At 71.5% G+C, this 24,408-nt stretch carries 24 protein-coding genes, 1 tRNA gene and 1 pseudogene; 9 read left to right on the forward strand and 17 right to left on the reverse strand.

Features of this window, described 5'->3' with window-relative positions:
• Positions 1 to 59: 59 nt before the first annotated feature.
• Genes PSR1_RS03360 through atpH form a run of 5 tightly spaced genes read right to left on the reverse strand, consistent with a single transcriptional unit; the run spans position 60 to position 4,941 of the window.
• Entirely contained in the window at positions 60 to 458 is a 399-nt protein-coding gene (locus PSR1_RS03360) for a F0F1 ATP synthase subunit epsilon (protein WP_059436227.1), read from the reverse strand.
• 3 nt (positions 459 to 461) lie between these two features.
• Complete coding sequence (atpD, locus tag PSR1_RS03365) at positions 462 to 1,910, reverse strand: F0F1 ATP synthase subunit beta (RefSeq protein ID WP_012528429.1); 1,449 nt, start codon at positions 1,908 to 1,910, stop codon at positions 462 to 464.
• A 19-nt stretch (positions 1,911 to 1,929) separates the two neighbouring features.
• Positions 1,930 to 2,802, reverse strand: a complete 873-nt coding sequence (gene atpG / locus PSR1_RS03370) for an ATP synthase F1 subunit gamma (protein WP_059436228.1) — start codon at positions 2,800 to 2,802, stop codon at positions 1,930 to 1,932.
• Between the two features lie 23 nt (positions 2,803 to 2,825).
• Positions 2,826 to 4,358: a F0F1 ATP synthase subunit alpha gene (gene atpA, locus PSR1_RS03375; RefSeq protein ID WP_059436229.1), complete on the reverse strand. Its 1,533-nt coding sequence runs from the start codon at positions 4,356 to 4,358 to the stop codon at positions 2,826 to 2,828.
• A 43-nt stretch (positions 4,359 to 4,401) separates the two neighbouring features.
• Positions 4,402 to 4,941 (reverse strand): ATP synthase F1 subunit delta, encoded by a 540-nt coding sequence (gene atpH / locus PSR1_RS03380; protein ID WP_059436230.1) that lies wholly within the window; start codon positions 4,939 to 4,941, stop codon positions 4,402 to 4,404.
• Positions 4,942 to 5,092: 151 nt separating this feature from the next.
• On the opposite strand from atpH, the gene PSR1_RS03385 reads away from it, so the two are divergent.
• Positions 5,093 to 5,524, forward strand: a complete 432-nt coding sequence (locus PSR1_RS03385; RefSeq protein WP_237757803.1) for an Hsp20/alpha crystallin family protein — start codon at positions 5,093 to 5,095, stop codon at positions 5,522 to 5,524.
• Between the two features lie 248 nt (positions 5,525 to 5,772).
• Here the strand turns inward: PSR1_RS03385 and PSR1_RS03390 are convergent, their stop codons facing one another.
• From PSR1_RS03390 to rpmH, 10 genes are all read right to left on the reverse strand, one after another.
• Complete coding sequence (locus PSR1_RS03390; protein ID WP_059436232.1) at positions 5,773 to 6,195, reverse strand: polymer-forming cytoskeletal protein; 423 nt, start codon at positions 6,193 to 6,195, stop codon at positions 5,773 to 5,775.
• A 185-nt stretch (positions 6,196 to 6,380) separates the two neighbouring features.
• The gene (locus tag PSR1_RS03395; protein ID WP_059436233.1) at positions 6,381 to 7,277 is read right to left on the reverse strand and encodes a ParB/RepB/Spo0J family partition protein; all 897 of its coding nucleotides are present in this window, start codon (positions 7,275 to 7,277) and stop codon (positions 6,381 to 6,383) included.
• Positions 7,274 to 8,053 (reverse strand): ParA family protein, encoded by a 780-nt coding sequence (locus PSR1_RS03400; RefSeq protein ID WP_059436234.1) that lies wholly within the window; start codon positions 8,051 to 8,053, stop codon positions 7,274 to 7,276. The genes PSR1_RS03395 and PSR1_RS03400 overlap by 4 nt, the downstream gene beginning before the upstream one ends.
• Before the next feature lie 487 nt (positions 8,054 to 8,540).
• Positions 8,541 to 9,188, reverse strand: a complete 648-nt coding sequence (gene rsmG, locus PSR1_RS03405; protein ID WP_059436235.1) for a 16S rRNA (guanine(527)-N(7))-methyltransferase RsmG — start codon at positions 9,186 to 9,188, stop codon at positions 8,541 to 8,543.
• Between the two features lie 8 nt (positions 9,189 to 9,196).
• Complete coding sequence (locus PSR1_RS03410; protein WP_059436236.1) at positions 9,197 to 9,415, reverse strand: hypothetical protein; 219 nt, start codon at positions 9,413 to 9,415, stop codon at positions 9,197 to 9,199.
• A 3-nt stretch (positions 9,416 to 9,418) separates the two neighbouring features.
• On the reverse strand, positions 9,419 to 9,928 hold the full coding sequence (locus tag PSR1_RS03415) for a R3H domain-containing nucleic acid-binding protein (protein ID WP_059436237.1): 510 nt from the start codon (positions 9,926 to 9,928) through the stop codon (positions 9,419 to 9,421).
• Between the two features lie 10 nt (positions 9,929 to 9,938).
• On the reverse strand, positions 9,939 to 11,582 hold the full coding sequence (gene yidC, locus PSR1_RS03420; protein ID WP_059436238.1) for a membrane protein insertase YidC: 1,644 nt from the start codon (positions 11,580 to 11,582) through the stop codon (positions 9,939 to 9,941).
• Positions 11,583 to 11,585: 3 nt separating this feature from the next.
• Positions 11,586 to 11,816 (reverse strand): membrane protein insertion efficiency factor YidD, encoded by a 231-nt coding sequence (yidD, locus tag PSR1_RS03425; protein ID WP_059436239.1) that lies wholly within the window; start codon positions 11,814 to 11,816, stop codon positions 11,586 to 11,588.
• Positions 11,813 to 12,163: a ribonuclease P protein component gene (gene rnpA, locus PSR1_RS03430; RefSeq protein WP_059436240.1), complete on the reverse strand. Its 351-nt coding sequence runs from the start codon at positions 12,161 to 12,163 to the stop codon at positions 11,813 to 11,815. The genes yidD and rnpA overlap by 4 nt, the downstream gene beginning before the upstream one ends.
• A gap of 8 nt (positions 12,164 to 12,171) precedes the next feature.
• On the reverse strand, positions 12,172 to 12,321 hold the full coding sequence (gene rpmH / locus PSR1_RS23335) for a 50S ribosomal protein L34 (protein WP_011423406.1): 150 nt from the start codon (positions 12,319 to 12,321) through the stop codon (positions 12,172 to 12,174).
• A gap of 313 nt (positions 12,322 to 12,634) precedes the next feature.
• Here rpmH and dnaA point away from each other — a divergent pair, with 313 nt between their 5' ends.
• The 8 genes from dnaA to PSR1_RS03470 all read left to right on the forward strand — a co-directional run bounded on the left by dnaA (position 12,635) and on the right by PSR1_RS03470 (position 21,854).
• Positions 12,635 to 13,987 (forward strand): chromosomal replication initiator protein DnaA, encoded by a 1,353-nt coding sequence (gene dnaA / locus PSR1_RS03435; protein WP_237757804.1) that lies wholly within the window; start codon positions 12,635 to 12,637, stop codon positions 13,985 to 13,987.
• A 434-nt stretch (positions 13,988 to 14,421) separates the two neighbouring features.
• Positions 14,422 to 15,549, forward strand: coding sequence for a DNA polymerase III subunit beta (gene dnaN, locus PSR1_RS03440; RefSeq protein ID WP_059436242.1), 1,128 nt, complete (start codon positions 14,422 to 14,424; stop codon positions 15,547 to 15,549).
• The gene (locus tag PSR1_RS03445; protein WP_059436243.1) at positions 15,550 to 16,668 is read left to right on the forward strand and encodes a DNA replication/repair protein RecF; all 1,119 of its coding nucleotides are present in this window, start codon (positions 15,550 to 15,552) and stop codon (positions 16,666 to 16,668) included.
• A 115-nt stretch (positions 16,669 to 16,783) separates the two neighbouring features.
• Positions 16,784 to 19,243 (forward strand): DNA topoisomerase (ATP-hydrolyzing) subunit B, encoded by a 2,460-nt coding sequence (gene gyrB, locus PSR1_RS03450; protein ID WP_082100121.1) that lies wholly within the window; start codon positions 16,784 to 16,786, stop codon positions 19,241 to 19,243.
• Between the two features lie 84 nt (positions 19,244 to 19,327).
• Positions 19,328 to 20,323: a 3-oxoacyl-ACP synthase III family protein gene (locus tag PSR1_RS03455; protein ID WP_059436245.1), complete on the forward strand. Its 996-nt coding sequence runs from the start codon at positions 19,328 to 19,330 to the stop codon at positions 20,321 to 20,323.
• A gap of 91 nt (positions 20,324 to 20,414) precedes the next feature.
• A tRNA-Gln gene (locus PSR1_RS03460) sits at positions 20,415 to 20,488 on the forward strand.
• 44 nt (positions 20,489 to 20,532) lie between these two features.
• A complete protein-coding gene (locus PSR1_RS03465) occupies positions 20,533 to 21,054 on the forward strand; it encodes an archaemetzincin (RefSeq protein ID WP_011419067.1) in 522 nt (173 codons plus the stop codon).
• On the forward strand, positions 21,051 to 21,854 hold the full coding sequence (locus PSR1_RS03470; RefSeq protein WP_059436246.1) for a hypothetical protein: 804 nt from the start codon (positions 21,051 to 21,053) through the stop codon (positions 21,852 to 21,854). The genes PSR1_RS03465 and PSR1_RS03470 overlap by 4 nt, the downstream gene beginning before the upstream one ends.
• Here PSR1_RS03470 and PSR1_RS03475 read toward each other — a convergent pair.
• Together PSR1_RS03475 and PSR1_RS03480 are read right to left on the reverse strand one after the other, a co-directional pair.
• Positions 21,851 to 23,986: a (Fe-S)-binding protein gene (locus PSR1_RS03475; RefSeq protein ID WP_059436247.1), complete on the reverse strand. Its 2,136-nt coding sequence runs from the start codon at positions 23,984 to 23,986 to the stop codon at positions 21,851 to 21,853. The two genes, PSR1_RS03470 and PSR1_RS03475, sit on opposite strands and share 4 nt — an antisense overlap.
• Positions 23,987 to 24,104: 118 nt before the next feature.
• Positions 24,105 to 24,408, reverse strand: a pseudogene (locus PSR1_RS03480) (hypothetical protein); the annotation flags it as partial.

Here is a 24,408-nt window from a genome sequence, read left to right on the forward strand (position 1 = left end):
CGGCGGCGGGGAAGGCGCCGGAGCGCCTTCCCCGCCGTGGGAAGCCTGTTTCGCGCCGCCTAGCGGCCCGCGACCGTGAGCCGGGCCGCGGCGCGGCGCACGCGCGCCGACTCGGCCGAGTGGCCCTCGTCCTGCTCGGTGAGCTGGAGCAGCCGGTTCTGCGCGTCCTCGAAGGCCTTCCGGGCGCGCTCCACGTCGATCTCGCCGGCCGCCTCGGCGGTGTCGGCGAGCACGATGACGCGGTTGTCGGCGACCTGCAGGAACCCGCCGCCGACGGCGTAGTGGTGCTCCCGCCCGCCCTCGACGTAGGTGAGCCGGCCGGGCTCGAGCGCGGTCATGAAGGGCTCGTGGTTCAGCCGGACGCCGAACCCGCCCTGCACGCCGGGCGCGCGGACCTCGTCCACCTGGACCGAGAGGACCCGCTTCTCCGGCGTGACGATGTCGAGCGTGAGCGCCATCGGTTACCCCGCGGTGAGCTTCTTGGCCTTCTCCACCGCCTCCTCGATCCCGCCGACCATGTAGAACGCCTGCTCCGGCAGGTCGTCGTGCTTGCCGTCCACGATCTCCTTGAAGCCGCGGATCGTGTCGGGGAGCTCGACGTACTTGCCCGGGTTGCCGGTGAACTGCTGGGCGACGGTGAAGGGCTGGGAGAGGAAGCGCTGGATCTTGCGGGCGCGCGCCACGGTGAGCTTGTCGTCCTCGGAGAGCTCGTCCATGCCGAGGATGGCGATGATGTCCTGCAGGTCCTTGTAGCGCTGCAGGGTCTCCTGGACCGCGCGGGCGACGGCGTAGTGCTCCTGGCCGACGACGTTCGGGTCGAGGATGCGCGAGGTCGAGTCGAGCGGGTCCACCGCGGGGTAGATGCCGATCTCGGTGAGCTTGCGGTTCAGCACCGTGGTGGCGTCGAGGTGCGCGAACGCGGTGGCCGGTGCCGGGTCGGTGAGGTCGTCGGCGGGCACGTAGATGGCCTGCACCGAGGTGATGGCGCCCTTCTGCGTGGAGGTGATGCGCTCCTGCAGCTCGCCCATCTCGGTGGACAGCGTCGGCTGGTAACCCACGGCGGACGGGATGCGGCCGAGGAGCGCGGACACCTCGGAGCCGGCCTGGGTGAACCGGAAGATGTTGTCGATGAAGAGCAGCATGTCTCGGTTCTCGACGTCGCGGAAGTACTCCGCCACGGTGAGCGCCGAGAGGGCGACGCGGGCGCGGGCGCCGGGCGGCTCGTTCATCTGCCCGTACACCAGCACGCACTGGCTCTTCGACAGGTCGTCCTTGTTGATGACGCCCGCCTCGATCATCTCGTGGTAGAGGTCGTTGCCCTCGCGGGTCCGCTCCCCCACGCCGCCGAACACCGAGAAGCCGCCGCGCTTCTTCGCGACGTTGTTCACGAGCTCCATCAGCAGCACGGTCTTGCCCACGCCCGCGCCGCCGAACAGGCCGATCTTGCCGCCGCGGAGGTACGGGGCGAGCAGGTCGATGACCTTGATGCCGGTCTCGAACGCCTCGACCTTCACGTTGAGGTCGGTGAGCAGCGGGGCCGCGCGGTGGATGGGGAGCGTGCGGGTCGCGGCCACCGGGCCGCGCTCGTCCACCGGCTCGCCCACCACGTTCAGGATGCGGCCCAGCACCTCCTTGCCCACCGGCACGGCGATGGGGGCGCCGGTGTTCTTCACCGGCATGCCGCGCACCAGGCCGTCGGTGGAGTCCATCGCGATGCAGCGCGCGGTGTTCTCGCCGAGGTGCTGCGACACCTCGATGACGAGGTTGTCCTGGCGGTCGTCCACGCCCGGGTTCGTCACCTTGAGCGCGGTGTAGATGTCGGGCAGCGCGCCGGGCGGGAACTCGACGTCCACCACCGGGCCGATGACCTGGGTGATCCTGCCGTTCTCAACGTTCGTAGCGGTGGCCATGTCTTCCTTTCGGGGACCGTTACTTGAGCGCCTCGGCGCCGCCCACGATCTCCATGAGCTCCTTCGTCACGTAGGCCTGGCGCGCCCGGTTGTACTGGAGGCTGAGCGACGCGATCATCTCCTCGGCGTTCTTGGTCGCCGACTCCATCGCGCTCATCCGCGCGCCGTGCTCCGACGCGGCGGACTCGAGCAGCGCCCGCCACACCTGCATCGCCACGTGGCGGGGCAGGAGCTCGGCGAGCAGCGCCTCGCGGGAGGGCTCGTACCTGAAGTCGATGCCGGCGGTGTCCGCGGCGGCGGCCGAGGTGTCGATGGGGAGCAGCTGCACCACCACCGGCTTCTGCGAGATGGCGCTCTTGAACTCGTTGTAGGCGAGGAAGACGGTGTCCACCTCGCCGGCGAGGTAGCGCTCGGTGGCCTCGCGCGCGAGCGCCTCGGCCTTCTCGTAGGCGAGGTTCGCGTGGATGCCGGTGTAGTCCTTGCGGATGTCGAGCTTGCGGGCCTTGAAGTACTCGCGGCCCTTCTTCCCCACGGTGGAGAGCGCGATCCGCTCGAAGCGGTCGCCGTTCTCGGTGAGGAAGCGCTGGACGAAGCGGCAGATGTTGGAGTTGAAGCCGCCGGCCAGGCCGCGGTCGCTGGTGACGACCACCACCTCGGCGGTGCGCTGGTCGCGCGGCGCGAGCAGCGGGTGGGCCACCTGCTCCTCGGCGGCGGCGCGGGCCGCCAGCCGGGAGAGCGTCTGGTCCAGCAGGATCGCGTACGGCCGGGTCTTGAGGACGGCGTCCTGCGCGCGGCGGAGCTTCGCCGCGGACACCATCTTCATGGCCTTGGTGATCTGCCGGGTCGAGCGGACCGAGCCGATGCGGTTGCGGATGTCGCGAAGGGAAGGCACGGGAGCCTCGTCTCCTCGGGCGGCTAGCCCTCGATCTTGAAGATGCCGGCGAACTCCCGGAGCGCGGCGTCGAGGTCCTTGCGGATGCCGTCGTCGAGCGCCTTCTTCTCGGCGATCGCCTTGGCGATGCCGGGGTGCCGGGCGTCGAGGAACTCGAGCAGCTCGCGCATGTAGCGGACCACCTGCTCGGTCGGGACCGCGCGGATCCAGTTCTGGCCGTCCGTGTCCTTCTGCGTGCCGGCGTAGATCTGGATGACCTGCTTCTCGACGGAGAGCGGCGCGTACTGGCCCTGCTTCAGCAGCTCGACCAGGCGCTCGCCGCGGGCCAGCGTCTCCTGGGTGGCCTTGTCGAGGTCGGAGCCGAACTGTGCGAACGCCGCCAGCTCGCGGTACTGGGCGAGGTCGAGCTTCAGCGAGCCGGCCACCTGCTTCATGGCCTTGATCTGCGCGGAGCCGCCGACGCGGGACACCGAGATGCCGACGTTAATGGCCGGCCGGACGCCCTGGTAGAACAGGTTCGACTCGAGGAAGATCTGGCCGTCGGTGATGGAGATGACGTTCGTCGGGATGTACGCCGACACGTCGCCGGCCTGCGTCTCGATGATGGGGAGCGCGGTCAGCGAGCCGGCGCCCTCCTTGTCGGAGAGCTTGGCGGCGCGCTCGAGCAGGCGGCTGTGGAGGTAGAACACGTCGCCCGGGTACGCCTCGCGGCCCGGCGGGCGGCGGAGGAGCAGCGAGAGCTGGCGGTACGCCACGGCCTGCTTGGAGAGGTCGTCGTAGATGATGAGGGCGTGGCGGCCGGAGTCGCGGAAGTACTCCGCCATGGTCACGCCGGTGTACGGCGCGAGGTACTGCATCGGCGCCGGGTCGGAGGCGCTGGCGGAGATGACCGTCGTGTACTCCATCGCGCCGTACTTCTTGAGCGTGTCGACCACGCGCGCGACGGTGGACTGCTTCTGGCCGATGGCGACGTAGAAGCAGTAGAGATTGTTGCCCTTGTTGTTGAGGATGGTGTCGATCGCCACCGCGGTCTTGCCGGTCTGGCGGTCGCCCAGGATCAGCTCGCGCTGGCCGCGGCCGATGGGCACGAGCGCGTCGATCGCCTTCAGGCCGGTCTGCATCGGCTCGTGCACCGACTTGCGCTTCACGATGCCGGGGGCCTTGATCTCGATCTTGCGGGTGTGCTTCGAGGTGATGGGCCCGCGGCCGTCGATGGGGTTGCCGAGGCCGTCCACCACGCGCCCGAGCAGCTCCTCGCCCACCGGCACCTCGGCGATGAGGCCGGTGCGCTTGACCGGGTCGCCCTCGCGGATGTGCTCGTAGGGCCCCATGATGGCGGCGCCGACGTTGTCCTCCTCGAGGTTGAGGACCAGGCCGCGCACGCCGCCCGGGAACTCGAGCAGCTCACCGGCGGCGGCGCCGGCGAGGCCGTAGATGCGGGCGACGCCGTCCGCCTGGCTCAGGATGGAGCCGGTCTCGGCGACCTCGACCTTCTTCCCGTAGTCCTTGATCTGCTCGCGGATGATGCGGCTGATCTCGTCGGCGCGGATTTCCATCGGATCGGTTCTCCGGGGCGATGCTGTGAGGGGAGCGAGTTCGTTACTGCTTCAAGGTCTTGCGGAGGTCCTCGAGCTGGGTCCGCAGCGAGCCGTCGTAGACGAGGCTGCCGACCTGGGCGACGACGCCGCCGAGGAGGGCCGGGTCGACCGCGCGATCGAGGAGGACCGTCGCCTTCGTCGCCTGCGAGAGGCGGTCGGCGATGGACTGCGCGGCCTGCGCGTCGAGGGGCACCGCGGAGGTGACCCGGGCGCGGAGGCGGCCGAGGTGCTGATCGGCGAGCGCGCGGAAGGTGTCCACCACCGCCGCCAGGTAGGCGAGGCGGTTCCGGTCGCCGAGCAGGAAGAGGAGGTTGGCCGGCTCGCGCTCGAGCTTCAGCGCGGAGGCCAGCTTCTCCACGATGGCCCGGCGCTGCTCCTTCGAGTAGACCGGGTTGGACAGGACGTCGCGCAGATCGGGGGAGCCTTCGACGGCGTTCTTCAGGACCTGAAGCGCGTCGTTCCAGGGCTCGACACGGCCCTGCTCGACGGCGAGGCTGAAGAGCGCCCGGGCGTACCGGCGGGCGATGGAACCCATGAGCATAAGGGACGCGCTCCGTAGCATGTCGCAGGCGCCCCGGTCAAGTACGTCCCGGATTTAGTCCGTGGACTTTCGCGGGGTTCGGGCCTCGTTTGACACCCGCACCCGTCGACTTACGTTCCCCGCGCCTAAAAGGAGGTCAAAAATCATGGCGATGCTGACCAGATTCGAGCCCTTCCGCGACCTGGCGAGGCTGCAGGACGAGATGAGCCGCATGTTCGGCGAAGACCGCCTGTTCCGCGCCGGCGAGTCGGTGGGCTGGACGCCCGCGTGCGACATCTACGAGGACGAGGACGCGGTGACGCTCCGCTTCGAGCTGGCCGGGGTGGACCCGAAGGACGTGGAGGTCCGCTTCGAGAACGGCGTGCTGACGCTGCGGGGCGAGCGGAAGCTCGAGCACGAGGAGAAGCGCGAGAACTACCACCGCGTGGAGCTCGGCTACGGCACGTTCACCCGGTCCTTCACGCTCCCGAGCACCGTGGACGCGGAGCACATCCGCGCCGAGGCGAAGAACGGGGTGCTGGCCGTGACGCTGCCGAAGCGCGCCGAGGCCAAGCCGCGCGCCATCCAGGTGAAGATCACCTGAGTGATCCGACGGGGCTGCGCCCCGCCCCACGGAGCGGAGCTCCGCGGGGCCCCACCCTGCTGCGCGGGGCCCGTGACCTCGCGCGCCCGCCTTCGCGGGCTCGCGCGAGGTCCCCGCGGGCGCGGCTTCGCCGCGCGGACGGGGCTGCGCCCCGCGATGCGCGGGATCGCACAGCGGCCTCAGCAAACGAAAAGCGGGCCCCGTCTCCGGAGCCCGCTTTTCTCATGCCCACGGTCTGACGCGCCGCGTTACGGCTTGACGGCCGCGACGGCCGGGGCCGGGGCGGGCTTCGACGCGTTCTTGTCGAGCGCCTCCATCTTCGTCTGACCCTCGAAGATGACGCCCTTCTCGATCATGAGCGACGGGGCCTCGATGTTGCCCCGCATCTTGGCGGGATGGTGCAGCTCGACCGCGTTCTTCGCGCGGACGTTGCCGTTGATCTCGCCGTGGACGATCACCGTGCCGCAGGTGATCTCGGCGGACACCTTGGCGCCCTCGCCGACCACCAGCACATCGTTGGTCACGATGGTGCCGGTGAACTTGCCGTCGATGCGGACGGTGCCTTCGAAGGTGAGCTTCCCTTCGAACTCCGAGCCGCGGCCCAGGAGGGCGTTGAGATCCCCGGACGCGGCCGGGATGGAGGTGAGTTCTTCGCGCTTCAGCATGGCCATGGAATGCGGCTCCTCGTTCCTCGATGGCTTCGTGGGCGTGTCTTCAGCCGGGCCGGACACGCCGTCAGACGGCGCGTCCTCCCTCAGCTTGCTCCAGAAGGACATCCTTCCTCACAGTGGTACTGGATCGGCCGTCGCCGGCCCAGGCTCGACGTCCCTTGAACCGGGGACGTCGAACCCTACTGTTACGCTCCGATCTTTGCCAGTATTCCGTCGAGTTCGTCGAGGGAGGTGTATTCAACCTCGAGCTTCCCGGCGACCGCAGACTTGGGGACGACGCGGCACCGCGCGCCCAGCCGGCGCTGCAGCCGGTGCGCAAGGTCGCGGATCGCCGGGCTGTCGGCGGGCGGATCGGCGGGCCCCGCCTTCGACGGCTTCTTGGAGAGGCTCCGCACGAGCGCCTCGGTGGCGCGCACCGACAGCCCCTCGCGGATGGCCCGCTGCGCGATCTTGCGGATCGCCTCGGCCTCCTCGAGGCCGAGCAGGGCGCGGGCGTGGCCCATGTCGAGCTGGCCGCCCCGGACCGACTCGCGCACGTCCTCCGGGAGCTTCAGCAGGCGGAGCGCGTTCGCGACGGTGGAGCGCTCCTTGCCGACGCGGGTCGCGATCGCCTCCTGCGTGAGGCCGTGGTCCGCCTGGAGGACCTCGTAGGCCTCCGCCTCCTCGATCGCGTTCAGGTCGGCGCGCTGGAGGTTCTCGACCAGCGCGAGCTCGAAGGCCTCGCGGTCGGTCGCCTCGCGCAGGACCGCCGGGACCTCCTTCAGCCCGGCGCGCTGGGCGGCGCGCCAGCGGCGCTCACCGGCCAGGATCCGGTACCGCCCGCCGTCCTTGCGCACCAGGATCGGCTCGACGATCCCGTGCTGCCGGATCGAGGCCGCCAGCTCCTCGAGCTTCGCGTCCTCGAAGCGCTTGCGGGGCTGCTCCGGGTTGCGCTCGATGGCCTCGACCGGGAGCGTGAGCAGCGTCCGGCCCGGGATGGCGGGCGCGGGCGCCGCCGCCGCGCTGGGCGGGGGCGGGGCGTTGGACAGCAGGGCGGCCATTCCGCGCCCGAGGGCGGGGCGGCGCTTCTCGGCGATGCTCACGCGAGACCTCCCTCCGCGCCGAAGCGGGCGGCGACCTCGCCTGCGAGCTCGAGGTAGCTCTGACACCCCTTCGACGTCACGTCGTAGAGCAGGATGGGCTTGCCGTGGCTGGGCGCCTCGGAGAGCCGCACGTTCCGCGGGATCACCGTGCGGAACACCTGGCTCGCGAAGGTCTTCCGGATCTCGTCCGCGACCTGGTTCGCGAGGTTGTTGGGCGAGAACATGGTGAGGACGATGCCGTCCACCGTCAGGCCCGGGTTGGCGGCGGCGCGCACGAGCTCGATGGTCTTCAGGACGTCCGCGAGCCCCTCGAGCGCGTAGTACTCGCACTGGAGCGGGATGATCACGCCCTGCGCCGCCACCAGGCCGTTCAGCGTGAGCAGGCCGAGCGACGGTGGGCAGTCGATGACCACGTACTCGTAGCTCGGCGCGAGCGTGTCCACGGCGCGCTTCAGGCGCGACTCGCGCGCGTCGAGCTCGGCCAGCTCCAGCTCCGCGCCCACCAGGTGGCGCGAGGCGGGCACGAGGTCGAGGAACTTGAGCTCGGTCTTGCGAACCGCCTCCGAGAGTGGCTGGTCGTCGAGGAGCACCTCGTAGATGGACTTCTCCGACTCGTCCCGGCGGATGCCGAGCGCGCTGCCGGCGTTCCCCTGCGGGTCCACGTCCACGAGCAGCGTCCGGTGCTCCGCGGCCGCGAGCGACGCGGCCAGGTTGACGGCGGTGGTGGTCTTGCCGACCCCGCCCTTCTGATTCGCGATGGTGAGGATGCGGCCCATGCGCCCTGCTTCCACGGGGGCGATGCCCCCAGCCGACGTCTCGTCCAAGAAGAGTTCCCTCGTTGCGGTTCCGGTGTCCCGATCTGGGACGGTGCCGAGGGACCATGCCCTAGCCCTCTGACACGGGGGCGTTCCACGTGGAACGTCCGCGCCGGGAGGACCCCGGCGGCCACCCTGTTCCACGTGGAACACGCCCGCGGCGGCGGTGCCGCCGTTCCACGTGGAACACCGGTTCCTGCGCGGGAAGTCCGGGGAAGCCGGCCGGCCGGGCCGGCTGGCGCCGCGGTCAGCCGCCCTTCGACTCCAATCGCTCATCCCGAGCGTAGCGCGGCCGCATGGCCGCGCGGAGTCGAGGGACGCTCAGGGTGACCCTTCGACTCCGGCGAGCCTTCGGCTCGCCTACGCTCAGGGTGAGCGGGAAGACGAACGCCCGCTCGTGGTGAGCCTGTCGAACCACGAGCGGGAGCCCGCGTTCGACCCCAGCCGCCTACTTCCGCTGCCAGCGGGCCACGGCCCGCGCGGCGCGCGAGATGGGCAGCTCGAACACGTCCAGGCCGACGAGCGTCAGCCCCTCGGCCGCGCCGACGGCCTGGAGCGCGTCGCGATCCACCTCGCGCCCGAGCATGGCGAGCAGCGTCCCGCCCTCGGCGAGGTAGCGGGCGCCGAGCGGCACCCATCGATCCGGATCCGCGAGCGCCCGGGACACGACCGCGTCCGCGCGCGGCAGCCCCTCGCGCTCCGGGTGGCCCTCGGCCCGCACCGCCACCCCGCGGACCGGCAGGTCCAGCTCGGCCGAGACGGCCTTCACGAACGCGATCTTCTTCGCCACGCCGTCGCAGCAGGTGACCGACAGCTCGCGGCGGACGCACGCGAGCGGGATGCCCGGCAGCCCGGCGCCGCTCCCCACGTCGAGCAGCGTCCGCGCGCCGGCTACGAGCGGCAGGAGCACCAGGCTGTCCACCAGGTGCTTCTCGGCGAGCTCGGCCGGCGCGGTGATGGCGGTGAGGTTGACCTTCCGGTTCCAGGCGAGGAGGCGATCCGCGTAGCGCTCGAGGAGCGCCCGCGCCGCCGCGTCCACCGGCAGCCCGAGCGCCTCGATCCCGCGGGCCAGCGCCTCGTGGAAGGCCGGGTCCATGGCGGCGGCTAGGCCTTCCGGCCCCGCCGGCCGATGGCCGCGTCCACCTCGGCCAGGTGCTCGGAGAGGAACGCCTCGACGTCCGCGTCCTCGAGCCCGAGGTCGCGCAGCACGCCCTCGTAGACGAACTTGAAGCCGTCCCGGTACTGATCGTCCTGCAGCGCGAAGGAGCGCCGCAGCACCGCGGCGGAGAAGAGCTTCTCCTCCCGGGTCTTCTCCTTCGCCAACGGCTACTCCTTCGCCCCGCGCTTCGCGGGGATGACGAGCAGCTGCCGGAAGATCCCCTCGCCCTCGCTGCGCGTCGAGACCTCGCCGTTCCCGACCAGCGCGAGGTGGATCTGCCGCCGCTCCCGCGGGCTGATGGGCGCGACCGCCAGCACCTGGCCCATCCGCACCGCGGCCGCCGCCAGGCGCGCCGCCATGGCCTCGACCGCCGGGTCGCCCTCCTCGCGGAAGCCGCCCACGTCGAGGTTCACCCACTTGCGCCCCTCGGAGCGCGGGTTCACGACGCGGTTCACCAGGTACTGCGCCGCCTCGACGAGCGCGGACGAGAGCTCGAGCTGGTTGCCGGCGGCGGCCGTGACGGCGACGCCGATGGCCTCGGGCGTCTCCTTCACCTCGATCGCCACCTCGCCGCCCATCCGGCGGAACAGCTCGGTGAGGAACGACCGGGCGGCGGCCACCTTCTCGGGCGCCTCGCGCGGCGGCGGCGCGCCCTCCCTCGGCTGCCTCTCGTCCATGGCTCCTCCGCTACTTCCCGGCGGCCGGGGCGGGCGCCGCCTGCTGGTGCTTCATCATGAGCTGCTGCTGCACGATCGAGAGCAGGTTGTTGACGAAGATGTAGAGCGTCAGGCCGCCCGGGACGAACAGCATGATGACCGTGAAGAACCCCGGGAAGAAGTAGAGCATCATCTTCGCCTGGGCGTTGTCGGCCGGCTGCGGCGAGAGCTTCTGCATCACGAAGCTCGAGATGCCCATGGCGATGGGCAGGATGAAGTACGGGTCGTGCGCGGTGAGGTCCTTCATCCAGAGGAACGGCTCTCGGTACAGCTCCACCGAGGTCTGCAGCGCCGCGTAGAGCGCGAACCACACCGGCATCTGCAGCAGCATGGGCAGGCAGCCGCCGAGCGGGTTCACCTTGTGCTTCTGGTAGAGCTGCATCACCGCGAGGTTCATCTTCTCGCGGTCGTCGCCGAACTTCGCCTTCAGCTTCTCGATCTCCGGCTGCAGCTTCCGCATCTCGTTCATCGACTGCATCGACTTGTACGTGAGCGGGAACAGCACCAGGCGGACGAGGACGGTGAGCAGGATGATGGCGACGCCCCAGTTCCGGACGATCGCCTCGAGCCAGCGCATCACGTAGAGCAGGCCGCGCGCGAACAGCGCGAAGAACTTCGCCACCGCGCCGTAGTCGATGGCGCTCTCGAAGCCGCGCCCGTAGCCGCGCAGCGTGTCGAGGTCCTTCGGGCCCGCGTACACGGTCAGCGACAGCTTACGCGCGCCGCCCTCCACCGGGACCGCGAGCGCGGCGACGCCCGCGCCCTTCACCGGCCCGCGCGCGAACGTGCAGGTGCCGATGGGCTCCGCCGGCAGCACCGCCGCCACGAAGTAGTGCTGGTCCACGCCGGCCCAGGACACCTGGCCCTCGAGCTTCTCCGGCGCGCCCTCCTTGGCGAGGTCGAAGCGCTCGGTGGTGGTGCCGGCCCGGCAGACCGGCCGCACGAAGTCGAGCGGCGGGCCGGAGAAGATGCCGCCGCTCTTCGTCTCGGGCGGCATGAACGCGGGGTAGAGCACGCCCACGGTCCCGTTGCCCGCGCCGCCGGAGAGCTCGACGTCGAGCGCGAGCTCGTACGGCTTGCCGGTCACGCGGAACGTCTTCCTCGCGGCGAGGTTCCCGACGCGCCCCTCGAACGTCACCGACGACGCGTCCTTCGCCACGATCCGCATGGGCGCGCGCGCGCCCGGATCCGCCGCCACGTCCCCGCCGCCGCCCAGCTCCGGCGACGCCGAGAGCGAGAGCGGGTAGGGCTGGCCGTCCGTCACGTGGACGAGGTCGATCTGCACCTCGCGGTCCTTCTCCTGCTTGCGGAACTTGTCGCCCTCGAGCCGGAGGCTCTTCAGCGCGCCGCCGTAGGTCGTGAGCGTCGCCTCGAAGCCCTTGCCGGCGAGCTTCACCGTCTCCTCGGGCGCGTCGGGCGGCGGCGCCGGGACCGCGGCCGCGGCGGAGCCCGGGGCCGGCGACGCGGGGGCGGTCGGCTTCGCCACCTCCGCCGGCGCCGCGGCCGGCTTCGGCTGGGGCTGCGGCTTCTTCGACGGGAAGATCACCTGCCAGAGGATCAGGATGCCGACCGACAGCACGGTCGCGAGGAGGATGCGGCGATTGTCAGGACCCAAGGTCTACCTCTTAGGGGTCAGTTCCGGCACCGGGTCGACACCCCCGGGATGGAACGGGTGGCAGCGGCAAACGCGGCGCACGGTCAGCCACGAGCCCCGCAGCGCGCCGTGGCGCTGGAGGGCGGTGACCGCGTACGCGGAGCAGGACGGATAGAAGCGGCAGGCCGGCGGCAGGAGCGGCGACACGAGCCGCTGGTAGATGCGGACGAGCAGCACCAGGGCGCCGCGGATCACGCGCCGCCTCCGGGCGCCGCCCCGAGCGCGCGGGCGGCCGCGGCGAGCGCGCGGCGCGCGCCGTCGAGGCCCATCCGCAATGCGGCGGGGCGGGCGATGACGACCAGATCGACGGGGGGAAACTCGGGGCGGATCTCGCGCCAGGCCTCTCGGACCCAGCGCTTCACGCGGTTCCGCTCGACGGCGTTTCCAACCTTCGAGGACACCGTGATCCCGATCCTCGGCCGGGGCGATCCGGAGACGAGCGCGAGGACGAGCACGTCTCCGGAGTACAGCCGCCTGCCGTGCTGCTGGACCTGGACGAACTCGCGGCGGCGCCGCAGCCGCGCCGCCTTCGGCAGCCTCACCTCGGCCGCTACTTCTTCGGCGCGCGCGTGGTGAGGCGCTTGCGGCCCTTGGCGCGCCGGCTCTTCAGGACGTTTCGTCCGCCGGGGGTCTTGGAACGCTTGAGGAAACCGTGGGTGCGGTTCCTCCGCTGCTTCTTCGGTTGATAAGTCCGCTTCATGGCGCGGCAAACTCCCCGATCGCTCGCGCGATGTCAAGGTTTCCGCGCACTTCGGGCCTCCGGGCGCTGCCGTCGCAGGATCGCCTCCGGGGCCTCGCCGGAAACCTGCGTGCTTTCGCCGACGATCAACTCGGCCTTGATCCGCGCGGCGAACCTTCGCTAACTTCCGCGCCCGCACCACGAGCCCGCCCGACTCCTCGCAGACCGAGCGAAGAGTGGAGCCGCAGACTCCCAGGGAGCCTGCGGACGGGGGGCATTTTCGCGTTTTCGGTCCTTGGGGGACTTGGGGATGGAAGCACCTGCGAGCGCACTCGTGGAAACGCCGCTCGACGATCTCTGGTCCCGCATCGACGGGTTCCTCCGCGCCCGCTGCCGCGAGGACCTGTACGAGCGCTGGTTCGAGCCGCTCCGCCCGGTCTCGCTCGGCGAGGGGCGGCTCCAGATCGGCGCGCCGGACAAGTTCCACCGCGACTTCGTGGAGGACAACTACCGGGGCTGGTTCGAGGAGTTCATCCCGGAGCTGACCGGCGAGCGCCTCCGGATCGCCTTCGCGGTGGACGACGCGCCGCGCCCGCTCGGCGCGCCGGCCGCCCCGCCGCCCGCCGCCGCCGTGGCCGCGCGCGCGGCCGAGCCGCACCTCGAGCCGCGCGACTCGCGCCCGAACCCGCGCTACGCCTTCGACACCTTCGTGGTCGGCGCCTCCAACCACTTCGCCTTCGCCGCCGCCCAGGCCGTCGCCGCCAACCCCGGCCGCACCTGGAACCCGCTCTTCCTCCACGGCGACTCCGGCCTGGGGAAGACGCACCTGCTCCACGCGGTGGCCCACGCCATCCTGGAGAAGAGCGGCGGCCGCGTCGCCATCGTGTCCTCCGAGCGCTACACCAACGACTTCGTCGCCGCCCTCTCCAGGGGCACGATGGACGAGTTCCGCCGCAAGTACCGCGAGTGCTCGGCGCTGCTGGTGGACGACGTGCAGTTCCTCGCCGGCAAGGACAAGACGGCGGAGGAGTTCTTCCACACGTTCAACGAGCTCCACGACCACCACGTCCAGATCGTGCTCTCCAGCGATCGCTCGCCGAAGGAGCTGAAGGGCCTCGACGAGCGGCTCTGCTCGCGGTTCGAGTGGGGCATGCGGGTGCAGATCGAGGTGCCGGAGTTCGAGACCCGCGCCGCCATCCTCCAGAAGAAGGCGGACGTGGAGAAGATCGACCTGCCGGACGACGTCACCCAGCTGCTCGCCCAGCACATCCGGTCGAACGTCCGCGAGCTCGAGGGCGCGCTCATGCGCCTCGCCGCGTTCGCCTCCCTGAAGAGCGAGCCGATCACGGTGCCGCTCGCCCGCGACGTCCTCGCCGACGTCATCCCGCCGCCCGGCTACCGCCCGCCCATCGAGAAGATCCAGGAGGCGGTGGCCGGCCACTACGGGCTGACGGTCGCGAAGCTCACGAGCGCCTCCCGCGAGCAGAAGATCGCGTTCCCGCGGCAGGTGGCGATGTACCTCTGCCGCGAGTTGGCGAAGGAGAAGTTCCAGTCCATCGCCGAGAAGTTCAACAAGAAGGACCACACCACCGTCATCGCCGCGGTGGACCGCGTGAAGGGGCTCCTCGAGTCGGACGACGCCGTCCGCACCGCCGTGGCCCAGCTCTCCGCGAAGCTCGCCCCGTGACCCGCCCGCGCCGCCGCGCCTCGCCCCGCCGCCTCGCGGCCGGGGAAGGCCGCGGTGCGTCCGTCACCCTTCGACGGGCCCACGGCGAGCGTCTTCCCGGTCCGCTCGCCCCGAGCGCAGGCTCGCCGAAGGCTCGCCGGCATCCCGAGCGCAGGCCGTGCCGAAGGCGCGGCCGGAGGCGAGGGACCGCCCTCGGTCGGCCCGCACCCGGATCAGCCTGTGGGAAGGCCGTGGATCCTGCGTCGATCCGGCTGGGGATGGGCTGTGGGCGAGCGTTGACACTCTCTCTCGCGGCGCGCTACACAACCCACACCCAGCCGGATCCACGGGTTTTTCCGGGGAAGAAACTCGAGCAGGATCAGGGCGCTCGGCCGCTTTTCCACATCGGTCCTCCCCCTGCTTCGACGACGGATCTCAAAGAAGAGGATCATCCCATGGAACTGAAGATCGGCGCCCAGGAGCTCGCGAAGGCGCTCGGCCGCTCGCAGGGCATCGTCGAGAAGAAGAGCACGATGCCGATCCTCTCCCACGTCCTGCTCGAGGCGAAGAAGGGCGACCAGCTCGTCGTCTCCGCCACCGACCTCGACCTGGCCGTCTCCTCCGAGCACGCCTGCGAGGTGCTGAAGGAGGGCGCGGTGGCCGTCTCGGCCCGCCACCTCTACGAGATCGTCCGCGCGCTGCCCGAGCAGACCGTCACGCTCAAGAAGGCGCACAACAACTACCTCGAGGTGAAGAGCGGCCCCTCCGAGTTCCGGATCGTCGGCCTGCCCGCCGAGGACTTCCCGGCGCTGCCCCGCTTCGACAAGGTGCCGTTCGCCGACGTGGACCCGGCGCTCCTGCTCGAGATGATCGAGCGGACCTTCTTCGCCGTCTCGAACGACGAGACCCGCTACAACCTGAACGGCGTCTACTTCGAGCCGGCCGGCGACGCGCTCCGCCTGGTGGCGACCGACGGCCACCGCCTCTCGCTCTCCGAGCGCACCGTCGGCGCCACCTTCGGCCTGAAGCGCGGCGTGATCCTGCCGAAGAAGGGGCTCGCCGAGCTGAAGAAGCTGCTCGCCGAGGCGGCCGAGTCCGGCGAGGAGAAGCCGGAGGCGAAGCTCGGGTTCGTCGAGAACAGCGCCATCTTCCGCCGGCCGAACGTGGTCCTGGTGATGCGGCTCATCGAGGGGCTGTTCCCGGACTACAAGCAGGTCATCCCGAAGGCCGGCGAGAAGGTCTTCAAGGTGGGCCGCGGACGGTTCCTGGAGACGCTGCGGCGCATCTCGCTGCTCTCCTCCGACAAGGCGCACGCGGTGAAGCTGGACCTCTCGAAGGACCTGCTCCGCGTCCTCTCGCAGAACCCGGACCTCGGCGAGGCGAAGGAGGAGGTGCCGGTCGAGTACGCGGGCGAGCCGCTCAAGATCGGCTTCAACGCGCGCTACATCATGGAGGTCCTCCAGGCGGTGAAGTCGAACGAGGTGGTGTTCGAGCTCGCCGACGACCTCTCCCCGGGCGTCCTGAAGGGCGGCGAGGAGGCGGACCAGGGCTTCACGGCCGTCGTGATGCCCATGCGCATCTGAGTGAAGCTCCTCTCCCTCCACGTCCAGGACTTCCGGAACCTCGCCGCGGTCGAGCTCGCGCCGTCGCCGCGGGCCACCGTGCTCCTGGGCGAGAACGGCCAGGGGAAGACCAACCTCCTCGAGGCCATCTACTTCCTCACCACGCTGAAGCCGCTCCGCGCGGTGCGGCTCGCGGAGCTGGTCCGGTTCGGCGCCGACCGGGCCGGCGTGGCCGGCGACTTCGAGGGGCCGGGCGGCGTGCGCCGGGTGGCGGTGCAGGTGGCCGCGGGCGGCCGCACCGCCTCGCTCGACGGCAAGGCGCTCGGCTCCGGGGCCCGCCTCGACGACTACTTCGAGGGCCTCGCCTCGGTCTGCTTCTCGCCGGACGACCTCCTGCTCGTGAAGGCCGGGCCGGACGGGCGCCGGCGGTTCCTCGACCGCGCCGCGTTCAACCGCTGGCCGGCGGTGCTGGGCGAGGCGCGCGAGTACGTACGGGCGCTCCGGGCGCGGAACGCGGCGCTCCGCGGCGGGGCGCCGGAGGTGGAGGCGAGCTTCCGCGAGCCGCTGGTGCGCGCCGGGGCGCGCCTCCTGGTGCGCCGGCGCGACCTCGTGGCGGAGCTCGCCCCGCGGCTCCGGGCCGCCTTCGCCGAGATCTCCGGGCCGTCCGCCCCCGAGGCGCACCTCGCCTACCGCGCCGCCGGCGGCGTGGAGGTGGACCACCCGGAGGCCGAGGTGGCCGCGCGCCTCGCCCGCGCGCTCGAGGCGCGGCTGGAGCGCGACCGCGAGAAGGGCTTCACCTCGGCCGGGCCGCACATGGACGACCTCGTGCTCGCGCTCGGCGGGAAGGGCGCCCGGCTCTACGGCAGCCAGGGCCAGCAGCGCGCGCTCGTGCTCGCGCTCAAGATCGCCGAGATCGAGAACCTGCGCGCGGCGCTGGGGCGGCCGCCGCTGCTGCTGCTCGACGACGTGTCCTCGGAGCTGGATCCGGCCAAGAACCGCTTCCTGCTCGGCTACCTGGCGGCGCTGCCGGCCCAGGCGTTCCTCACCACCACCGACCGCCGCCTCATCGAGCCGGCCGCCGGCCCCGACACCGCCTTCTACGAGGTGCGATCGGGGGTGGTTTCCCCGCTGGTTTCGTGAAGAAGCTCGCGGGGTTGCGGTCCGGATAAGACGTTGCCTCCGGCGGCCGCGCCTGCTATACCCCAGGGTCGCCTCAACACCTGAGAACCTTTCAGAGAAACGAGCGAGGACCCCCCTGGACACCGCCGAGCAGAGCCCCCGTCCCGCGGCTCCCGCGGATGACGACTACGGGACCGACACCATCAAGGTGCTCGAGGGCCTCGAGGCCGTGCGCAAGCGGCCGCACATGTACATCGGCGACGTGGGCGCCCGCGGCCTGCACCACCTCGTCTACGAGGTCGTCGACAACTCGGTGGACGAGGCCATGGCCGGCCGCGCCAACGAGATCAACGTCGCCATCCACGCCGACAACTCCATCACCGTGCTCGACAACGGCTCGGGCATCCCGGTCGGCCCGCACCCGACGGTGAAGGGGATGGACACGCTCGACGTGGTGCTGACGAAGCTCCACGCCGGCGGCAAGTTCGAGTCGAACGCGTACAAGGTCTCCGGCGGCCTCCACGGCGTGGGCGTGACCTGCGTGAACGCGCTCTCGGAGTGGCTGAAGGCCGAGGTCTACCGCGACGGCAAGGTGTGGGCGCAGCGCTACGACCGCGGCACGCCCGCCGGCAAGGTCTCCGCCATCGGCGAGACGCAGCGCCGCGGCACCCGCATCACGTTCAAGCCCGACCCGACCATCTTCGAGACCACCGAGTACAGCTTCGAGACGCTGTCCGGGCGCCTGCGCGAGCTCGCCTTCCTGAACGCCGGCCTCAAGATCACCATCGAGGACGAGCGGCACGGCAAGAAGCACGAGTTCCTGTTCAAGGACGGCATCCGCGAGTTCGTCGCTTTCTTGAACAAGAGCCGCAACGTGCTGTTCCAGCCGCCCATCGCGCTGCGCCAGGAGGTCGAGACCGAGCGCGGCCCGGCGCTGGTCGAGATCGCGCTGCAGTGGAACGACGGCTACGACGAGAAGGTCTTCGCGTTCGCCAACAACATCCACAACCACGAGGGCGGGACGCACCTCATCGGCTTCAAGGCGGCGCTCACCCGCACCATCAACGCCTACGGCCAGAAGAACAACCTCTTCAAGGACCTGAAGGACGAGCTGCCCAGCGGCGACGACATGCGCGAGGGGCTCGCCGCGGTGATCTCGGTCCGCCTCCCCGGCGCCAGCTTCGAGGGGCAGACCAAGACCAAGCTCTCCAACACCGAGGCGAAGAGCATGGTCGAGACCATGCTCAACGAGCGGCTCTCCGCCTACCTCGAGGAGAACCCGAACGTCGCGAAGCGCGTCTGCGGGAAGGTGGCCGAGGCGGCCCGCGCCCGCATCGCGGCGCGCAAGGCGCGCGAGACCGTGCGCCGCAAGGGCGCGCTCGACAGCGCCTCGCTGCCCGGCAAGCTCGCCGACTGCCAGTCGCGGGATCCCAAGGAGTCGGAGCTGTACCTGGTGGAGGGCGACTCCGCCGGCGGCTCGGCGAAGCAGGGGCGCGACCGGCGCACCCAGGCCATCCTCCCGCTCCGCGGCAAGATCCTGAACGTCGAGAAGGCCCGCTTCGACAAGATGCTCGGGTCGGCGGAGATCGCGACCATCATCACCGCGCTCGGGACCGGCATCGGCCCCGAGGAGTTCGACGTCGAGAAGATCCGCTACCACAAGATCGTCATCATGACGGACGCGGACGTGGACGGCTCGCACATCCGGACGCTGCTCCTCACGTTCTTCTTCCGGCAGATGCCGAGCGTGATCGAGCGCGGGCTCGTCTACATCGCGCAGCCGCCGCTGTTCCGCGTCGCGAAGGGTAAGAAGGAGAGCTACCTCAAGGACGAGGCGGCGCTCGACGAGTACCTGCTCGCGCTCGGCACCGACCGGACGAAGCTCGTGGCCGGCGAGACGGTCATCGAGGGGCGCGACCTCGCCCGCCTCGCCCGCGACGCCATCGCCTACCGGGCGCTGCTCGCGCGGGTGGACCGCCGGCGCGACAGCCGCATCGTGGACGCCGCCATCCAGCTCGGCGACCTCGACCTCGACCTGCTGAAGCACCACGACCAGGTGAAGGAGCAGGTGCAGAAGATCTTCGACAAGGCGCAGAAGCTCCACCCGGAGCTCCAGGTCCGCATCGCCAAGATCGAGCGCGACGAGGAGCACGGCTGCGACGCGCTCGTCTACCAGACCAGCATGGCCGGCGCGCCCCGCGACACCCGCCTCGACCATGACTACCTGTCGGGCGCGGAGTGGGGCGAGCTCGCGGCGCTGCACGCCGCCATCGCCGAGCTCGGGCCCGGGCCGTTCCGCCTCGAGACGCCGGAGGGCGCCGAGGAGGTGCTGGACGTGTTCGAGGCGGTCGAGGCCGTCAAGAAGGCCGCCGGGCAGGGCCAGACCATCCAGCGCTACAAGGGGCTCGGCGAGATGAACCCCGAGCAGCTCTGGGAGACCACCATGGACCCGGCCCGCCGGACCATGCTGCAGGTGCGCGTGGACGACACGGTCGAGGCCGACGAGGTGTTCTCGATCCTGATGGGCGACGCGGTGGAGCCGCGCCGGGAGTTCATCGAGAAGCACGCGCTCGACGTCCAGAACCTGGACATCTGACGGGCCGCGCCGACCGGGCACCGGGCCGCTCCGGCCCCGCGCCCCACGGCCCATATTCACCAGCAGCGAAGGAAGGAGCCGCCCATGCCCCGCGCCGCCATCGTCGCACTCGGCACGCACGTCCCCGACCGCGTGGTCACCAACGAGGAGCTCACGCGCTACATGGAGACCACCGACGCGTGGATCCAGGAGCGCACCGGGATCCAGGAGCGCCGCTGGGTCCGCGAGGGCACCGGCAACTCGGACCTCGCGCTCGAGGCGACGAAGAAGGCGCTCGACAAGGCCGGGTGGAAGCCGACCGACATCGAGGCGATCGTCTACGCCTCGCTCTCGCCCGACCACATGTTCCCGGGCGACGGCTGCTTCCTGAACGCGAAGCTGGGCATCCCCGGCGTTCCCGCCATCGACATCCGCAACCAGTGCACCGGCTTCATCTACGGCCTCTCGGTGGCGGACGCCTGGATCCGCACCGGGATGTACAGGCGCGTCCTGCTGGTCGGCTCGGAGGTCCACTCCACCGGCCTCGACGTCACCACCCGCGGCCGCGACGTGGCGGTCATCTTCGGCGACGGCGCGGGCGCCGCGCTGCTCGAGGCGACCGACGACCCGGACCGCGGCGTGCTCTCCTGCCACCTGCACGCCGACGGGCGCTTCGCCCGCGACCTGTTCACCGACGCGCCCGGCTCGATCTACCACCCGCGCGTCCAGCCGCGGATGCTCGAGGACGCCACCATCTTCCCGCACATGGAGGGGCAGAAGGTGTTCAAGCATGCGGTCGTGCGCATGCCCGAGGTGCTGAAGGAGGCGTTCGACAGGAACGGCGTGGGCCCGCAGGACCTGAAGGTCCTCGTCCCGCACCAGGCGAACCTCCGCATCGCGCAGATGGTGCAGCGCTCGCTCGGGCTGCGCGACGACCAGGTGTTCAACAACATCCAGCGCTACGGCAACACCACCGCGGCCTCGATCCCGCTCGCGCTCGCCGAGGCGGTCGAGGCGCGCGGCGTCTCCCGCGGAGACCTGGTGGGACTGTGCGCCTTCGGGGCCGGCTTTACTTGGGCCAGCGCCCTGGTACGCTGGTGACGGCTTGATCGCGGTCAGCGGGTGAGGGCCACTCAACAGCGCGTCGGGAGCGCAACGTCCGGAGCAGCGCGCGCGTGTCCGTGAAGCATCCTGAGGCGTCGTCTAATGGCAGGACCGCGGACTTTGGATCCGCTCATGAAGGTTCGAATCCTTCCGCCTCAGCCAGCTCTCCCTCCCGGGCGGCGAACGCGCACGACGAGGTGAGGCCCGTGGCGGCACCTTCGCACGTCCTGTTGATCGGCCTCGGCAACGTGGGCCCGAAGACGCTGGCCGAGGCGGCGCAGGCGCTCCGCGACGTGTACGGGCTCGCCAGCAAGGCCGGGCCGTCGCTGGACCGCCCGCAGTACGCGTTCAACAAGGACCGCGGCCAGTACCACGCGCCCGCCATCGTCCGCCGGCTGGCCGCGCTGCGCGCCGGCGCGGGCGGCGTCCCGGTGCTGGGCGTGGTGGACGTGGACCTGTTCCTCCCCGACGCGGCCTACGTGCTCGGCGACGCGGACCGCGACGCGGGCGCGGCGGTGTACTCGGTGTCGCGCCTCGGCGCGGCCGACCCGGCGCTGGCGAGGCGGCGGATCCAGGTGGAGGCGGTGCACGGGGTCGGGCACCTGCTCGGCCTCTCGCACTGCCTCGACTTCCGCTGCGCCATGTTCCTCTCGCGCGACGCCGCCGACAGCGACCGCAAGGGGCCGGGGCTCTGCGCGAGCTGCCGCACCTCGCTCGCCCGTCCGTGAAGAGCCTCTGCCAGCGCGACGGCATGAGCTGCGGCGCGTGCTGCGGCCTGTACAACGCCGAGGACCTCTCCCGCCCCGCGCTCCACGCCGAGCTCGCCCGGCGCACCCGCGCGCTGCGGGAGGTCGAGCGGACCCCGGCCGCGTTCCGCGCCGCCGCGGCCGCGCTCGCCGGCGGCGGGCCCGCCCCGCTCTTCCCGTCGGTGCGCGTGTGTCCGCTGCTCGGCTTCCTCGACGAGGCCGAGTCGCGCGTCGGGTGCCTGGCGCACCCGGCCGCGAACGGCGGCGTGGACCTGCGCGACTGCGGCGTCTACGACGTCGCCACCTGCGACGCGTTCCTCTGCCCGAGCCACGCCTGGCTCTCGGAGGAGGAGGCGGCCATCGCCGCGGCGGCCTGCGACGACTACCACCTGTACGGCCTCGTCATCACCGACGTGGAGTTCGTCCGGGCGGCGCTCGGCGGGGTGGCGGTCCGCGCCGGCGCGCGGGTCGAGCTGCGCCACCTCGAGCACCGGCCCTTCCGCGCCGCGCTCCGCGAGCTGCTCGCGCTGAAGGAGGAGCTCGCGCCCGGCTCCGACGGCCTGTTCGGCGCGTTCCGGCCGGGCGCCGACGGCGAGCCGGTGGCGCGGCGCATCGACTACGAGGCGCTCGGGCGCTCGGGCGGCTCGCCCTACGACCGGATCCTCACCTGCGTGGGGGCGGACCCGCGCTCCGGCAACGACCTCGAGGCGCTCGAGGCCGAGGTGCGGCGGCGCCTCGACGCCTGCGCCGCGGAGGTCCCGGTGGCCGGGCCCCCGCGCTAGGCCTCGCCGCGCGGCGCGGCCGGCGTGCGCTCCGGGGTGGCCGCGGGCGCCGCCTCGGCGCGCTTCGGCAGGCCGAGCGCGACGATCTCGGCGACGTCCAGCACCCGCAGCGTCTCCTCGCGGCCGGTCTCGTTCACGCCGTCCTTCATCATGGTGAGGCAGAACGGGCAGCCGGTGGCGATGACGCCGCCCGCCTTGCCGAGCGTGGCGGCGGCCTCGTCCACGCGGTTCTGGTTCACGCGGGCGCCGAGCTTCTCCTCCAGCCAGAAGCGGCCGCCGCCGGCCCCGCAGCAGAAGCCCTGCCGGCGGTTGCGCGGCATCTCCGAGACCTGCACGCCCGCCGCGGCGAGCGCCTCGCGCGGCGCCTCGGTGACGCCGTTCCAGCGCGCCAGGTAGCACGGATCGTGGAACGTGACCTGGCCGAGCCCCTCCGCCACGCCGGGCGCGAGCCGCCCGTCCTTCACCAGCCGCGCGATGAGGTCGGCGTGGTGCACCACCTCGTAGCGGCCGCCGAACTGCGGCAGCTCGTTCGCGATGGTGTTGAGGCAGTGCGGGCACTGCACCAGGATCTTCTTCACCCCGTGGCCGTTCAGCGTCTCGGTGAGCGCGGTGGCCTGCATCTGGAACAGGTACTCGTTGCCGAGCCGCCTGGCCGCGTCGCCGGTGCAGGTCTCCTCCTCGCCCAGGATCGCGAACGAGACCTTCGCCTCGCGCAGGATCCGCACGATGGCGCGCGAGACCTTCTTCTGCCGGTCGTCGAACGCGCCTGCGCAGCCCACGAAGAAGAGCCACTCGTAGTCGCCGCCGTCGGCGGCGCGCGGCACCTCCAGGTCCTCGCACCACTCCGTGCGCTTGTTCGAGCCGATGCCCCAGGGGTTGCCCTGCGTCTCGATCCCCTTGAACACGCGCTGGGCCTCGTCGGGGAAGACCGCGTCCACCTGCACCGCCTGCCGCCGCATGTCCACGAGGCGCGGCACGTTCTCGATGAGCACCGGGCAGGCGGTCTCGCACCAGCCGCAGGTGGTGCAGGCCCAGAACGTCTCCGGCGGGATCACCTCGGAGATGGGCGGCAGCGCGCCGGCCGCCGTCTCGCGGACCGCGGGGTCCTTCGCGCGCGCCAGCGCGGTGAGCGCCGGGGCCACCTCGGCGAGGTGGTGGCGGATCGAGCGGTTCACCTCCTTGTGGCTGAGGGGCTTGCCGGTGACGTAGGTGGGGCAGTGGGTCTGGCAGCGGCCGCACTCGGTGCAGCTGTAGACGTCCCAGGCCTCCTTCCACGACAGGTCCTTCACCGTGGCGGTGCCGTAGCTCGCGTCCTCCGCCTCGAGGTCGAGCTTGCGCAGCGCGCCCGCCGGCGGGAGCCGCGCGAAGAACACGTTCGGCAGGCCGGTGATGATGTGGAAGTGCTTGCCGTAGGGCAGCACGTTGCCGAACACGAGGATGAGCGCGAGGTGGAGCCAGAACGACGCCTCGCCCACCGCGCTCACCGTCCCCGCCCCCGCGCCGAGCGCGTGGTAGAGCGCGGCGCCGAGCGAGCCGGCCGGCGCGAGCGCGTCGAAGCGCGGCGCGGGGAGCTGGAAGCCGGCGCCGGCGAGGACGTCGCCGAGGCCGAGCGGGTCCTCGCGCAGCACGTGCAGCGCGCCGTCGAAGAGGACGTCGGTCACCATCAGGCCGGCGATGAACAGCAGGATCACCACGCCCTCGGTCGAGCGCGTGACCCGGTCCGGCCGCGTCACCAGCCGCCGCCACAGGAAGCCCAGCACCGCGACGAGCGCGAGCAGCACCATCACGTCCTTCACGAGCCCGTAGGCGCGGCCGAGGCCGGAGTCCGGGGCGAGCAGCGGCAGGTGGAAGCCCGCCGAGAAGCCCATGCCGAACATCGTGACGGTGCGGAGCGCGAGGATGAGGAACGCCGCGAAGATGACGACGTGGAGCAGGCCCGGGCGGCGCTCCTCGGGATCGACGAGCCGCCGCTGGCCGAGGCCGTAGCGGACGAGGGCCCGGATGCGCTCCCCCGGCCGGTCGGTGCGCACGTCGCGCCGCAGCGCGAGGAGCGGCATGACGCGGCGGGTCATCGTGAAGGTGAAGACCGCGGCCGCGACGACGAGCATCGCGCTGGTGAGGGCTGGATTCATGACGCAGGACGCTATCCGCGTCCCGCGCGGGAGGGCAAGTTACCCGTCAGGTGCCACGAACGAAGAGGGCCGCCCGGGTGAGGGGCGGCCCTCCTGGAAGGCCCGCGAAGGCGGGAGGCTAGAGCCGCTGGAAGCGGCGGTCCTTCAGATCGTCCTGCTGGCGCGACTTCCGGTCGTCCTTCTTGCCGTTGTCGCCCTTGTCGTCCCGGCGGCCCTGGCCGTTGCCGTTGCCGCCGCCGCGGGCGTCGTCGCGGGGCGCGGGGGCCGGAGCGGGCGCGGCGTGGCCGGGCGGCGTCCCGCCGTGGCCCGGGGGCTGGGCGTTGCCGCGGTCGTTGCCGCGGCCGGGCGCCGGGTAGGCGGGTGCGGGGGGCGCGGCCTGCCCGGGCGGCGTGCCGCCGTGACCCGGGGGCAGGTTTCCGTGG

Source organism: Anaeromyxobacter sp. PSR-1, from assembly GCF_000964525.1.
GTDB lineage: Bacteria > Myxococcota > Myxococcia > Myxococcales > Anaeromyxobacteraceae > Anaeromyxobacter.